The organism is Planococcus sp. A6 (genome assembly GCF_028823615.1).
In the GTDB taxonomy this organism is placed as follows: Bacteria; Bacillota; Bacilli; order Bacillales_A; family Planococcaceae; genus Planococcus.
Genome location: NZ_JAPEHT010000091.1, coordinates 1 through 13,208 on the forward strand (window position 1 = coordinate 1; position 13,208 = coordinate 13,208).

The 13,208-nt window shown below is 48.7% G+C and carries 13 protein-coding genes; 5 read left to right on the forward strand and 8 right to left on the reverse strand.

The window, feature by feature from the left end:
* Window positions 1–14: 14 nt before the first annotated feature.
* Complete coding sequence (locus ON064_RS13045; protein WP_274625104.1) at window positions 15–242, reverse strand: hypothetical protein; 228 nt, start codon at window positions 240–242, stop codon at window positions 15–17.
* Window positions 243–301: 59 nt separating this feature from the next.
* Window positions 302–1,006: a type 1 glutamine amidotransferase domain-containing protein gene (locus ON064_RS13050; protein WP_274625105.1), complete on the reverse strand. Its 705-nt coding sequence runs from the start codon at window positions 1,004–1,006 to the stop codon at window positions 302–304.
* A 147-nt stretch (window positions 1,007–1,153) separates the two neighbouring features.
* Between ON064_RS13050 and ytvA the strand changes: the two genes are divergently transcribed.
* The 3 genes from ytvA to ON064_RS13065 all read left to right on the forward strand — a co-directional run bounded on the left by ytvA (window position 1,154) and on the right by ON064_RS13065 (window position 3,243).
* Complete coding sequence (gene ytvA, locus ON064_RS13055) at window positions 1,154–1,927, forward strand: YtvA family blue-light photoreceptor (RefSeq protein WP_274625106.1); 774 nt, start codon at window positions 1,154–1,156, stop codon at window positions 1,925–1,927.
* 218 nt (window positions 1,928–2,145) lie between these two features.
* Window positions 2,146–2,430, forward strand: a complete 285-nt coding sequence (locus ON064_RS13060) for a hypothetical protein (protein ID WP_274625107.1) — start codon at window positions 2,146–2,148, stop codon at window positions 2,428–2,430.
* 108 nt (window positions 2,431–2,538) lie between these two features.
* Window positions 2,539–3,243: a YqjF family protein gene (locus tag ON064_RS13065; RefSeq protein ID WP_274625108.1), complete on the forward strand. Its 705-nt coding sequence runs from the start codon at window positions 2,539–2,541 to the stop codon at window positions 3,241–3,243.
* Here ON064_RS13065 and ON064_RS13070 read toward each other — a convergent pair.
* From ON064_RS13070 to ON064_RS13090, 5 genes are all read right to left on the reverse strand, one after another.
* The gene (locus ON064_RS13070; RefSeq protein WP_274625109.1) at window positions 3,233–4,108 is read right to left on the reverse strand and encodes an SDR family oxidoreductase; all 876 of its coding nucleotides are present in this window, start codon (window positions 4,106–4,108) and stop codon (window positions 3,233–3,235) included. The two genes, ON064_RS13065 and ON064_RS13070, sit on opposite strands and share 11 nt — an antisense overlap.
* Before the next feature lie 147 nt (window positions 4,109–4,255).
* Window positions 4,256–4,891 carry a superoxide dismutase family protein gene (locus ON064_RS13075; RefSeq protein WP_274625110.1) on the reverse strand — a complete coding sequence of 212 codons (636 nt, stop codon included), beginning with the start codon at window positions 4,889–4,891 and terminating at the stop codon, window positions 4,256–4,258.
* Between the two features lie 70 nt (window positions 4,892–4,961).
* Entirely contained in the window at window positions 4,962–7,577 is a 2,616-nt protein-coding gene (locus ON064_RS13080; RefSeq protein ID WP_274625111.1) for a YfhO family protein, read from the reverse strand.
* Between the two features lie 19 nt (window positions 7,578–7,596).
* Window positions 7,597–7,992 (reverse strand): GtrA family protein, encoded by a 396-nt coding sequence (locus tag ON064_RS13085; protein WP_274625116.1) that lies wholly within the window; start codon window positions 7,990–7,992, stop codon window positions 7,597–7,599.
* On the reverse strand, window positions 7,982–8,920 hold the full coding sequence (locus ON064_RS13090; RefSeq protein WP_274625112.1) for a glycosyltransferase family 2 protein: 939 nt from the start codon (window positions 8,918–8,920) through the stop codon (window positions 7,982–7,984). Before ON064_RS13090 ends, ON064_RS13085 begins: the two co-directional genes overlap by 11 nt.
* Window positions 8,921–9,514: 594 nt before the next feature.
* Here ON064_RS13090 and ON064_RS13095 point away from each other — a divergent pair.
* Both ON064_RS13095 and serA read left to right on the forward strand, forming a co-directional pair.
* Window positions 9,515–10,672 (forward strand): pyridoxal-phosphate-dependent aminotransferase family protein, encoded by a 1,158-nt coding sequence (locus ON064_RS13095; protein WP_274625113.1) that lies wholly within the window; start codon window positions 9,515–9,517, stop codon window positions 10,670–10,672.
* On the forward strand, window positions 10,672–12,258 hold the full coding sequence (gene serA, locus ON064_RS13100) for a phosphoglycerate dehydrogenase (protein ID WP_274625114.1): 1,587 nt from the start codon (window positions 10,672–10,674) through the stop codon (window positions 12,256–12,258). The genes ON064_RS13095 and serA overlap by 1 nt, the downstream gene beginning before the upstream one ends.
* 55 nt (window positions 12,259–12,313) lie before the next feature.
* On the opposite strand, the gene ON064_RS13105 is transcribed toward serA, so the two are convergent.
* Complete coding sequence (locus ON064_RS13105) at window positions 12,314–13,114, reverse strand: HAD family hydrolase (protein WP_274625115.1); 801 nt, start codon at window positions 13,112–13,114, stop codon at window positions 12,314–12,316.
* Window positions 13,115–13,208: the final 94 nt, after the last annotated feature.

The following is a 13,208-nucleotide window of genomic DNA, read 5'->3' on the forward strand; positions in this document are numbered from 1 at the left end:
GCCGTACAATACAATTAATTCCCGAACAAGCCGAACCAGTCAAAACCGATGGCAAATCCGACGACCACCAAAACAGCGATGCCAAAAATGATCAATCCAAGCTGTAAAGGCGGATAGCCTGTTCTCTTTGGCTCTTCAAGACCTTGTTTATATTCCGGGTTCTTGTGGTCCACCTCCTGCTTACTCGTTTTCATGTATTCCTGTTCCCTGTCTTGTTCATTTTGATTGTTTTTATTATCCATTTCATTTCCTCCTCAATATAGTTGGTATCGTTGTTGAGCTTATTGCTTCAAGCGCATGATTAGTCCAAGTGCTTGTCGAGTTGATGCTCTTCCATTTCGGTCAGTTTCTTCGCCAGTTCATGGCCGAATGCTTGTGAGGAACCAGGATCGCGGCCAGTCAGGAGGCGGTCGCTGCCCCAAACAAAGTATTCGTCTTGGCCATCGCCCTTGTCGTATTGCGCAATTTTGGCCATTTCATCTTCGAGGCTGAACGGCAATAACCCGTCGATTTCCTCAGGTTCCATATCATTCGGATATCCTGTCACTTTCAAGCCTTCCAATAAGGGCTTGCCGTCTTTTGTTTTCGTGAAAACAAGTGGAGCCGGCCCGTGGCAGACAGCCGAAACGATGCCGCCGGTTTCGTGGACGACGTTGATGACAGCGTGCAGATTTTCATCGTGCGCCAAATCGAACATCGCGCCATGGCCGCCGACGATCATAATGGCATCGTAATCACTTGCCCGTACATCAACGACCGGTGTGGTCTTATCTGCGATGCCGGAATCGTATAATTTTTTATATTTGCCTTCGGGGTCATAAGCCTTATCGAGGCTTAAGGGATCGACGACCGGTTTGCCGCCGTCAATCGAAGCCAACCCTACAGAGTGGCCCGCTTTTTCAAGTTCTGACAAGGGCTCGAATAATTCTTCTGCCCACCAGCCCGTTACGTAATTATGCTCTTCGTTTGAATAGCCACTCGATAATACTGCCAATACTTTTGCCATTTGGGTATCCTCTCCATTTCATTAGAAAGCTCTTGTTGTACATTTACCCTTTGACAGATTCCTGAAACTTCCGGGTGCCCCAGTTTTGGCTGCATGCAAAGCTGTGCTAAAATAATATGAGTAAAAATTTGAGGTGAACTAATTTATATGGAAAAAATGGAAGTGGGTACACAGATTCAGCTGCTTGAAGCCATGCTAGACGGCAGTAAAGTCGGCACCATCGTCACGGATCCTGCAAAAGAAGACAACCCGATCATTTACGCAAACCATACATTTACGGAAATGACCGGCTACGAAAAAGAAGAGCTCCTTGGCCGGAACTGCCGTTTCCTGCAAGGACCGAAAACGGCTCCGGATGCCGTTGACCAAATTCGGCAAGCCATCAAGAAGCAGGAGAAAACGACCGTGATTTTGCGCAATTACCGAAAAGACGGAACGCCGTTTTGGAACCGCCTGGCGATTGCCCCGGTAACTGTCGAAGAAAAACTCTATTTTATCGGCACCCAGACAGATATTACCGTTGAGAAAATGCAGCAGGAAGCGATTAACGAAAACGAAAGCGAAATCGAGAAACTGATGCTGCCGATTTTGTCGATACAGCCGAACGTTGCTACGGTAGCGCTCGTTGGGACGATGAGCTTGCAGCGTTTTGAAGCATTGAAAGTGAAATTATGCGAATATGTCAGCGAGCATCGGATTGAGCACGCGCTTCTCGATATTACAGGATTGACATGGAACGAAGAATCTCCGCTCCATTGGTTCACACAGATTTGCGAAGCGCTCCGCATTATGGGAAGCCATCTGTATATTACCGGTGTCACTCCCCAAGCGGCAACGGAATTGGTGCGCGACCTCGACCGGGATAATATGTTGAAAACCTACTCGAGCATCGAAAAGGCATTAGCTGATATTAATGAATAGAAGACGTGCTCAACCTCATTCGAATGGAATGAGGTTTTTTATATATGCAATAAATTCCAATAAAAGATATTTTAAGGATCCTCTCGAAACCGCGGATTAAACAGTATTATTACTATATGGTTAATTAACTGAAAAAATAGTTTATTCGGTTTTGTGTGTTTATTGAGGGGTACATTACTAGGGAATAGAAATTCCAGATTTTCCAAGGAGGCGTAACGATGGGAATAGATCGCAACCAGCGTGAAGGACCTGAAAATCACACGAATTCAGACTCGGGCGAAAAGAAATTCAATGCAGGGGGAAATAGCTCAGATTACGACGGAGGCCAGCCTCAGGACAGCATTCCCGGCAGCGAAGGCAGAGTCGGCGAAACAAAAGAAAACGCACAAAAAGACCGGCAAAAGAAAGCGTTCAATGCTGGGGGCAACGATTCCGATTATGACGGCGGGCATCCGAAAGACGCGGTGGAAAATAGCGAAGGACGGATAGGTGGAGACGAATAACCGAAAAATAAGGCGAAGACAAGTCGAAAGGATAAACGTATGAAACGGGACGGAGAATTTTTCTTTGTCCTGTTTCACTATGAATATTTTTAAAAGGGAGATGGATAGATGAAAAAGCCATGGATCATGGCGCAGACCTGGCGGGATCTGGTGTTTTTGCATTGGCCGATTTCGCCCGATGCACTGCGTCCGTTTGTGCCGGCAGAACTCGAAATTGATTTATTCGAAGGCCGAGCGTGGGTCGGCGTCATTCCGTTTATTGCCGATCACACGCGCCTGCGCTTTTTCTTGCCATTTCCTATTGTGGGAACCTACCGCGAATTGAATGTAAGGACTTATGTAACGTGCAACGGCCGATCTGGAGTCTATTTTTTCAGCTTGGATGCCGATAGCCTGCCAGCGGTAAAAGCGGCGAGTGCAGGGAGATTTCTTCCATACCGATATGCCCGCATGAAAGTTGTGGAAAAAGACAGGCGTTATGCATTTACGAGCCGCCTCGCTAAACCAGGAATTGGCGAGAGTTTCCGTATGGGCTTCACGCCAAGCACCGGGATGCTGGAAGCATCAGAGCTCGAGCGATGGCTGACGGAACGTTATTGTTTATGGACAAAGCCGAAAACGGTCCTGTACCGTGTGGATATTGACCATGTACCGTGGCAATTGCAAAAAGTTCATATAGAAATAGCCGAGAATTCGCTTGCTGGATTTCTTCCTGTTGGATGGAATAGGGAAGAGCCGCTAGCCCATTTCTCAGCGCTGCAAAAAACACGATTCCATCCAGGCTTGTTGTTTAACTGGAATATTATGAAGTGATGAAGTCTCCGCCGTTTACATGGATTGCCTGGCCGGTCACATATGTGGAATCGGTGGAGGCGAGATAAACGTATGCCGGAGCGAGTTCGGCTGGTTGTCCGCGCCGTTCTAGCGGTGTGCCTTCGCCTTGCTTGCCGGATTTTTCAGCGTCGAATGTGGCAGGGATCAACGGCGTCCAAATCGGGCCTGGCGCGACTGAATTGACACGGATGCCCTGTTCGCTGACATTCGCAGCCAATGAACGCGTGAAGCTGGTGATGGCTCCTTTAGTGGATGAATAATCAATGAGTGCCGGCGAGCCGCGATAAGCCGTCACGGATGATGTGTTGATGATGCTGTCTCCTTTGGAGAGATGCGGCAAGGCAGCTTGGGACAAATAAAACATGCTGTAAATATTCGTTTCGAAAGTTTCATGCAATTGATCCGGACTGATATCAAGGAAATCCTCGGTCGGGAATTGCTTGCCTGCATTATTGACGAGTACGTTCAGTTGCCCGAATTCGGCAATGACATCAACGACTAATTGGTGGCAGTTTTCCACTTGGCTCACGTCCGTTGCAAATTTTTGCGCTTCTGCACCATAAGCTTTCACGGCTTCAATGGTTTTATCCGCGTCTTCGTGTTCATCCAAGTAAGCAATCGCAATGCTTGCGCCTTCCTTGGCGTAAGCGATCGCAACGGCGCGGCCGATGCCGCTGTCGCCGCCTGTGATCAACGCGACTTTTCCTTCCAACTTGCCTGCGCCTTTATAATTTTCGTCGTCATATATCGGTTCCGGAGACATTTCGCTTTCTACCCCTGGCTGGTGGTCTTGTTCCTGTGGGTCGATTTGGTCATGGATTTTTTCATATTTATCTTTTGACATGTAAGCGTCCTCCTCGATATGAATATATCGTAGTTATTCCCGTTCCGATTCCCGCTAAACGCGGAGAAAACCGTTGGCCGGCTGATGAAATTTTATGGCACAATAAAAAACAGCCGGAGAATCTTCCCTGGCTGTTTTAAAAATTATTTATTCAGCTGTCACCACGCCGCAAGCGACGCGTTCACCGGAATCTCCGGAAGGGTCGGTTTGTCCGTCATCTTCCGAAGCGTGGATGATGAGGGCTGTGCCGCCTTCTTTCAACAATGAATTATCTTCCCCGATTTGCAAAGTGACATTTTCTGCGGTCAATTCATCGGTCGAAGTCCCGTCATCCGCAACTTCAATATTCTGCAGATCGCCTGCATGAGGGCCGTCCGGGTTGTCGTGTCCGTGGCTTGCGCCGGTCGGGTTGAAATGCCCGCCTGCTGATTCAAAATCAGGCGCTTCACACATTCCCTCTTCATGGAAATGGATGCCGTGTATGCCAGGCTCCAATCCTTCCACATTCAATGTGACCATGACCCCGTTGTCCTCTTCAGTCAATTCAGCAGTACCGGTAGCGTCACCATCTGCATTTAGGAATTCAACCGTCAACAATTGAACTTCGCTAGCGCCTTCTGATTCGCCTCCCGAACCATCTTGTGGCTCACCTTCTTGTTCTTCCACTTCCTCTTCTTGTGGTTCGGCTCCGTCCGTTTCTGTTGGGGGTTCTGAAGTGTCGTCACCGCATGCTGCCAGCAGCAGTAAAAGGCCTAAAAGCATAAGCATCAACCATGATCTCATCGTCTTTACTCCCTCCTCCTAAAAATTGTTATTACCATACCTTACACATGTAGGAGAGGAGCTAAACCCGTCAATTTGTCATGGTGTCTTTTGGCTCATTTAAGCGAGCGGCATTTCTTTTGCGCCGGTGCAGCCAAAACAATCCGGTGGCAAGTGACAACATACTGATGAACAGGGAAGGCAAAAAGAACGGCGGGCGATAACGGAGCTCAATTTCGTTCATCCCGTCTTCGAGCGGAACTGCTAAAAACGCATAATTGGCTTTTAGCACATCGACCGGTTCATCATTGATGGTCGCTTGCCAACCCCTTTCATAAGGAATCGACAAATTGAGGTAAGGGGCGCCATCTTGATTGTCATAAGTCACGTCAACTTTGCTGCCGTCGATTTCCAGGTGGCTCGTGCGGTCTGCCAAAGCATTTTGCTCTCTTAAAAGGGCATAAGGCTCTTTCACAATTTCAATATCCGTCAGCTCGTATGTTCCTTCAGGCATGCGGATTTCGATTTTTTGTGCAGCCTCGACACGGATCGTCAAGTCGTCGACAAAGGTCTTGTAAATCGATTGATTGGATTTGCGGGTCGTCCGGTATTCATTGATTTCGAGTAGGAAGCCCTGGTCCGCTGCGGTATTTTCCAGATGGAAAGAGACATACAAATCGCCTTCTTCAGGAACTTCATCGAGCAGCAAATCAATTCCGCCGGTTTCTCCGGGAATATCGAGTACGCCGTCTTCATAGCTCGCACCCATTTCTTCGATTTCATAATCAGCTTCTCCTGGGAAGCGGTCGGGAAGAGGTTCGGTTTCAGTTGTTTCATCCAAGACGATTCCGCTGAGCATGGCATGTTCGCGCAGCAACGGCGGTTCATCCGCTAGCTGAGACTCTTGATAGACCTGGAAAGCCGGCCGGGCGAAAGGCAGCGGGTAGCGATTTTGATATGCGATGAAATTATCGGTAGCGGCAAATTTGCGGAAACCGTATGGCACATTCGGGTCGTCCCGTTCACGTATCGCATAATTGCCTTGCAAAAGACTGTGTAGATTGCTGCGGTTGCCGAGTGTCGCATAGCGGCTGACGCTCTCCCGCTGCATATCGATTTCCAAATCGTATAAATAGAAGTACAGCAAGTTTTTGTTCAAGATACTGGAATAAGCGCTAAGCCCCTGGAAGTCCTGGACGATCGGCGTATTATTGCGGACGCCTTCCATCCAGTCGACGCGGTACATCTCGCTTGTTTCGCGTTCCTGGATTTCGTCGATCAAAGCGTGTACTTCTGCGTTGTCGTAATCTTCCCCGGTAATTAAAGCTTCATCGACGTCCGCGATATCCGCATTATCCAGCAATTTTTCGCTTTGGTAAACATTGGCGGTTGCCAACACCAAAGCAAGCAACACAGCAGCTAGCATAGGTTTTTGCGATCGCTGCCGAATGGCCGGAGCTGCCAATACGGCTGCTAAGGTCAGTACGAGACCCGCCAGTGCCAGGCGCGGATAAAGCGTGGTGAATTCAAGTGCTTCATCTCGCCAAGCGAACCATCCATAAAGAAGAGCGGTCAAAATCGCAGCTGGGGCAACATCTTTCAAGCGCAGCTTATGAAAATGATCCAAGCCGCTGGCAATGGCGCCTGCAGCCACAAATGACATAAAATATTCCCAGCGATGCTGGGGCGCAGAAAATCCGTTGAAAATACTGCCGACCATCGGGCTGTGATACAAGACGATCGTCAGGATGCCGATCAATGCAAAAAGACGGAAACGCTGAAGTTTATACAGCGCCGGAATGAAGAGAAATAGCATGAACATGGCTGGCAACAGGATGTAGCGGCTCATGAACAGAATGTTTTCCGTTTCCTCGAACCAGAGAATATCCTGCTGGAACGCGGGGCGATGATTGTTCAAGAACGCATAGACAGAAGGGATAAACGACACCATGGACATGCCGGCGCCGATCAATCCGGAAATCAGGAACAATACAATGGCCTTTTTCCATTTCGTTTCCGTCTTTTCGAGCGGGATGAACAAGCGGAATAAAATATAGATGCCTGCCAAGAGGAAGTTAATATAAGCGAAATAGAAATTGTCGATCATCGAAATGGCGATCGCAAACATAAACCAGCCCGGTTTTTGTTCCCGGAAGATTTTTTCCGCACCGAAAATCAGCAAGGGCAGCCAGATGAACGCATCCGCAAAAAACTCCCAAAAAGCCGCATGGCGGAAGTACATCCCCGAGATGCCATAGATGCTTGCCCCGACAAATGCCGATAAGCGCGAAATGCGCATATAGCGGAACAATGTATAAGTGACGATCAGTACGATTGTCAACCGGGCAACGCTGATGAACACGGAAGCATTGGCCCAGAACAGGACATCCGGATCACCAATCAATTGAAGGAAGTCGAGCAAATAGACGATCACGAGTGTCGAGATATACACGAAAGAGGTGGAAAAATAATACGACAGTTCGCTGAAAATGCCAGCACCGAGGCCGAAGTCGAAGGAATAGAAGAATTCGCCTTGCGTGTAGTGGTCATAAAGCAATTGCTTAAACGGCATCATTTGGGCGAGGCCGTCATTAGGCCCGGCCATGTATTGGTTTTGGGTCCATTGAAACAGAAAGACGCCATGGCCGATGATGGCCATGGCTAGAAATGCAACTGTCAGTAGAAGATAGGGACGAAAAGAACGCATAATGCCACCGTCTTTATGATTATTTGGATTGCACCGGCGCTTTCAGGATTTTTCCGGAAACGACAAAGGTCACCGGAATGGTGAAAATCACTGCGGCAAACGGCGCGATATTGCTGTTGATGTGTAGGAATTCCACAAATATAAAGATCAGGAATGTAGAAACCGACATGTTCACGACTTGTGTTAACGGGAAATACAAATACTTCTTCAATGTCGGTTTTACACGATACGTTACGTAAGTGTTCAGGAAAAAAGAAATGTTCAAGCTGATCAAGAATCCGATGATATGGGACAGCATATAGGCCCAATCGAGCACATTATGCAAAAACAGGTAGATGGAGTAATAGCTGAGCGTGTTGACGACCCCAACAAAAACAAAGCGGGTAAACTCCGTATTTAAGCGTTTAAGATTCATCGTATTCATCCACATTGCTCATCTCAACCAAGAAATGCGGCCGCTGTTTCGTCTCGTTATAGATGCGCCCGACGTATTCGCCGATGACGCCAAGGCTGATCAATTGAATGCCGCCAAGCAGCAAAATCGCCGTGATGGTCGTGAAATAACCGGGTGCGATGACGCCCCGCACCATGATTTGGTAAAACGTAAAAGCGATATAAAGCAAGGATAGGAACAAAACGAGAAAACCTGTGTAAAAACAGATGCGCAAGGGTTTCATATTGAATGAAATGATCCCGTCGATGCCGTAATTGACGAGGCTTGCGAAGGACCATTTGGAATCGCCTTCTGCACGCAAGACGTTTTCATAGCTGATGGTTTTCTTGCTGAGGCCGATCCACGAATAGATGCCTTTAGAGAAGCGGTTGCTCTCGCTGAGCGACAGGATGGAATTGATGGCTTTGCGGCTCAAGAGGCGGAAATCGCCTTCACCGTCTTCGAAGCTGACATCGGTTACAGAATTAACTATTTTGTAGTATAGGGAAGAAAATGCACTGCGCAGTTTCGAATCTCCCTTGCGAGACCGTTTGGCGACGACTTGATGGAAGCCGTCTTCATAGCCTTGGATCATTTCGCAGATGAGTGTGGAAGGGTGCTGCATATCGCTGTCCATCAGGATGGCAGCGTCTCCTTTGATTCGTTTCATGCCTGCAAACATAGCGGATTCTTTCCCGAAATTACGGGACAGGGAAATATATTTTACGGTTTCGTGTTCGTTGGCGAGTTTGAGTATTTCATCTAAAGTTCCGTCACTGCTGCCGTCATTGATAAACATGATTTCATACAGATAAGGAAGCGGCTCAAGTTCTTGCACCAAAGTCTTATACATCGAAGCGATGTTCGCTTCTTCGTTGAAAGCTGGCACAATAATAGAGATCAGCTTCATAATGGTGTTCTCCTTTCAATGGGCATTCAAAATCTTCCCTGAAAATCCATTTACCCATCTTTCAGGACATTACTCCTGAAAAAAGCCAGTAAGGAAAAAGGAAGCTCCATTCATTATACGCAAAATCCGCTTTGCTGACATGTCAGGGCCATTACAATTGAATTACTCTGGAATGCGGAATTCTCTGAAAATAAAAAATGAAACACGCTTGCAAAGAAATCTTAATATTTTTTATATATTGACAATAGTTTTTCTCGTATATATGATGGACTCAATTCACTTATATCGATTAACTATTGCGACGGAGATAGGCCATGTGCAGAGGAATCCAAAGAGAGCTGATGGGTGGTGCGAATCAGCGGTTCCGGTATTTGGCAGCACTCCCGAATAGATGTGCTGAAACTATAGTAGGCCCATCCGCTTCATGCCCGTTACGCATGATATTAATGAGGCTGCCTGTATGCTAGGCAGTGAATTAGGGTGGTACCGCGACTAGAGACTCTTCGCCCCTTGCATCTTGGATGTGGGGCGTAGAGTCTTTTTTGTATACAAATTTCCAGAATTAATTTTTTCAAATCGAAAGGGGACATTATCATGCTGACAGACCAACAAATTTTGCGAATTCCAGGACCGACACCGATTCCGCCAAGTGTAGGGCGTGCCATGGCACAACCGATGATCGGACACCGCGGGGAAAGCACGTATTCATTGATCAGAGATATCCGCCCGAAATTGAAAAAAGTATTTGGCACAAAAGAAGAAGTGATGATTTTGACAGGCAGCGGGACTTCCGCGCTGGAAAGTGCAGTAGTCAATACCGTGGCGCCAGGCGACGAAGTAATGGTGCTGGTCACTGGTGCCTTCGGCGAGCGTTTCGCTAAAATCTGCCAAGCCTACGGAATCACGACACATGTGTTCAATGTGGAATGGGGACAAGCGGTGGATCCGAAAGCCGTGAAAAACTTCCTTGGGGAGCACCCGGACATCCGCGTCATTTTCTCTACGTTCTGTGAAACCTCAACCGGCGTCTTGAACCCGATCAAAGAACTTGCCGAGACGGTAAAACAAGTATCGGACGCGCTGATCGTCGTTGACGGCGTTTCGTGCGTAGCGGGTACAGAGACGGAGATGGACAAATGGGGCATCGATGTTGTCGTCACCGGTTCCCAAAAAGCGTTCATGCTGCCGGCGGGTCTCGCATTCATCGCAGCGAGCAAGCGGGCATGGAAGAAAATCGAAGCCAACCCGCAGCCGCGTTTTTATTTGGATTTGAAAAAGCATCGCGACAATATCGAAAAAGATACGACACCGTTCACGCCGGCGATCTCCATTCTTTACGGCTTGCAGCAAGTATTGAATTTATTGGAGGAAGAAGGACTGGAGAACGTTTACCGCCGTCACCGCTTGATGCGCGATATGACACGCGCTGCATTCAAAGCGCTGAACGTCCGTTTGCTGACAAGCGATGAAGATGCATCACCGACCGTCACCGCTGTATATCCGGAAGATTTTGATGCAGAACAGTTCCGCAAAGTGCTGAAAGAAGAGTTTGCCATTGAATTTGCTGGCGGCCAGCAGCATCTCGCGAAGAGCATCTTCCGCATCGGGCATATGGGCTATTGCTCTCCGGCGGAAGTGCTGCAGGCACTCGCCGCATCGGAAGTCGTCTTGAAAAAGCTTGGACAAGATATTACGCTTGGCGCAGGCATCGCAGCCGCGCAGCAAGTCTTTTTGGAAGGGAAGGATAAATAATGACATTTCATGTGTTGATCAGCGACCCACTATCAGAAGAAGGCGTATATCCGCTGCGCCACGCCGACGGCATCAACATCGTCATGGAGACGAATTTATCTGAAGCTGAACTTGCCGAACGCATCGACGGGTTCGATGCATTGCTCGTCCGCAGCCAGACGCAAGTGACGCGTGAGCTTATCGAAAAAGCATCCAATTTGAAAATCATCGGCCGCGCAGGCGTTGGGGTTGATAACATCGATTTGGAAGCGGCAACCGAGCATGGCATTATTGTCGTCAACGCACCGGACGGTAATACCAATTCGGCTGCCGAACACACGATGGCCATGCTCATGGGCATGGCACGCAAGATTCCACAAGCCTATAATTCTCTCAAGCAAGGCAAATGGGACCGTAAAGCCTATGTCGGCGTCGAATTGAAAAACAAGACGCTCGGCGTTGTCGGCTTCGGGCGGATTGGCCAGGAAGTGGCGGCGCGTGCTAAAGGCCAACGAATGAACATCATTGCCTACGACCCATTTTTGACTGCTGAAAAAGCGGAAAAACTCGGCGTCGACTTCGGGACGGTGGAAGACGTCTTGAAAGCGGCTGACTTTGTCACGGTCCATACGCCGCTACTCAAAGAAACCAAGCATTTGATCAATGCGGAAGCTTTTAAAGTGATGAAAGACGGCGTGCAGATCATCAACTGCGCGCGCGGCGGCATCATCGACGAAAGCGCCTTATATGATGCGGTGAAGTCCGGCAAAGTGGCAGGTGCCGCGCTTGATGTCTTTGAACAAGAGCCGATGGTCGATTTTCGCTTGCTGGAATTGCCGGAGATCATCGCGACGCCTCACCTCGGAGCGAGCACGTTCGAAGCGCAGGAAAGCGTCGCAGTCGATGTCAGCCAAGATGTTGTCAGCTTCGTCAAATACGGAACAGTCCGCAATTCGGTGAACTTGCCGTCTGTACCGAAAGAAATCATGAAACGCATCGAGCCATATTTCGATTTGGCAGAACGCATCGGTACGTTCCTCACTGATTTGACAGGTGAAACGGCTGATGAAGTGAATGTCTATTATTCAGGCGAACTCGCTAACCTGGAAGTCGGCCCCTTGACGCGCAATATGCTCAAAGGGATGCTCAAACGCCATCTCGGCAAGCACGTCAATGACGTCAACGCGATGTATATCGCCAACCAAAAAGGCATTCATGTCAACGAACACAAATCGACCGAATCCCGCGGCTTTACCAACCTCATTACTGTCGAAGTGAAAACGCAGAGCGGCACGCGGAAAGCATCCGGTACGCTATTAAACGGCCAAGGCGCACGCATCGTCAAAGTGGATGATTATATCGTCGACTTCTTGCCGAATGGCCACCTGTTGTTCATCCGCCATAATGACCGTCCGGGCGTCATCGGCCGCGTCGGCACATTGCTCGGGGCAGAAGACATCAATATCGCGACGATGCAGGTAGGACGATCGAATGCCGGCGGCGATGCCATCATGATGTTGTCGATCGACAAGCATGCCGATCCCGAAGATTTGGAAGGATTGAAGAAACTCGAAGAAATCGAAAGCGTTACGGCAATCGATCTATAAAAATAAAGCGCCTGCCCCGAATGTGTCAAGAGACCAATCGGGGCAGGCGCTTTTCTTATTTAGATACAGTTTTCAATTGCTCGAGCAAAGGCAATAGCTCTCGAAGGTTCTTAATTTCGTGAGTGGCAACTACCGTTTCATGAGGCGTCTTGTTTTCGCGGTTCAACCAGACTGACGGGATGCCGGCGCGCTCAGCTCCGAGGATATCCGTCAGCGGATTGTCGCCGACCATCAGGACGTCTTCCGGTGCATAGCCGAACTTCGACAAGGCATGCTCGAAGATAGAAGCATCGGGCTTGCCGCGCCCAAATGCGCCGGAAATGACAATATGGTCGAAATACGGCGCGATTTCCGGCGTGATGTCGAGTTTGATTTGCTGCAGACTTGGCGATCCATTGGTCAACAGCAATAAATCGAAACGGGCTTTCAATTGATCGAGCACTTCCAAACTGTCTTCGTAGAGAATGGGATTGCGCTTCCTGGCTTCCGGGAAATACGCGGCGAGTTGTTTTCCTAAGGAAGGATCGTCGATGCCGATGCGTTTCAGCCCAAGCGTCCAGGCCTGTTGCTGATAGCCTGGCGCAACTTCTTTAAGTTGTTGGAAATCGTCTCCCGAATCATCGAAGCGCCCCCACAGTCCTTCAAACGGGTTGATGCCGATCATTTGCGTAAAGGCATACGTCGGATATGCTGCATACAATTTACGTGCTTCTTCTCGAACGGCTTGTTCCAATCCGCTGCAATCAGCGTCTGTCTGCCCATCTGCCCACTCGCACGTTTCGCGGAAGGCTTCTTTTACGCTTTGCTGATCCCATAATAAAGTATCGTCCAAATCAAAGAAAATCGCTTTCACCATATCGAACCACTCCCTTGCTATTTTATTATGTATCAATTAGATGAATCTTATAAAAGAGTGGAAGGCGGCGGAGTCTATGCCCTGGCAGCTGGCA

Excerpts from the sequence above, each read along its gene's own strand:
- ON064_RS13045 (WP_274625104.1), bottom strand. The coding sequence starts at position 242 with ATGGATAATAAAAACAATCAAAATGAACAAGACAGGGAACAGGAATAC.
- ON064_RS13050 (WP_274625105.1), bottom strand. The coding sequence starts at position 1,006 with ATGGCAAAAGTATTGGCAGTATTATCGAGTGGCTATTCAAACGAAGAG.
- ytvA (WP_274625106.1), top strand. The coding sequence starts at position 1,154 with ATGGAAAAAATGGAAGTGGGTACACAGATTCAGCTGCTTGAAGCCATG.
- ON064_RS13060 (WP_274625107.1), top strand. The coding sequence starts at position 2,146 with ATGGGAATAGATCGCAACCAGCGTGAAGGACCTGAAAATCACACGAAT.
- ON064_RS13065 (WP_274625108.1), top strand. The coding sequence starts at position 2,539 with ATGAAAAAGCCATGGATCATGGCGCAGACCTGGCGGGATCTGGTGTTT.
- ON064_RS13070 (WP_274625109.1), bottom strand. The coding sequence starts at position 4,108 with ATGTCAAAAGATAAATATGAAAAAATCCATGACCAAATCGACCCACAG.
- ON064_RS13075 (WP_274625110.1), bottom strand. The coding sequence starts at position 4,891 with ATGAGATCATGGTTGATGCTTATGCTTTTAGGCCTTTTACTGCTGCTG.
- ON064_RS13080 (WP_274625111.1), bottom strand. The coding sequence starts at position 7,577 with ATGCGTTCTTTTCGTCCCTATCTTCTACTGACAGTTGCATTTCTAGCC.
- ON064_RS13085 (WP_274625116.1), bottom strand. The coding sequence starts at position 7,992 with ATGAATCTTAAACGCTTAAATACGGAGTTTACCCGCTTTGTTTTTGTT.
- ON064_RS13090 (WP_274625112.1), bottom strand. The coding sequence starts at position 8,920 with ATGAAGCTGATCTCTATTATTGTGCCAGCTTTCAACGAAGAAGCGAAC.
- ON064_RS13095 (WP_274625113.1), top strand. The coding sequence starts at position 9,515 with ATGCTGACAGACCAACAAATTTTGCGAATTCCAGGACCGACACCGATT.
- serA (WP_274625114.1), top strand. The coding sequence starts at position 10,672 with ATGACATTTCATGTGTTGATCAGCGACCCACTATCAGAAGAAGGCGTA.
- ON064_RS13105 (WP_274625115.1), bottom strand. The coding sequence starts at position 13,114 with ATGGTGAAAGCGATTTTCTTTGATTTGGACGATACTTTATTATGGGAT.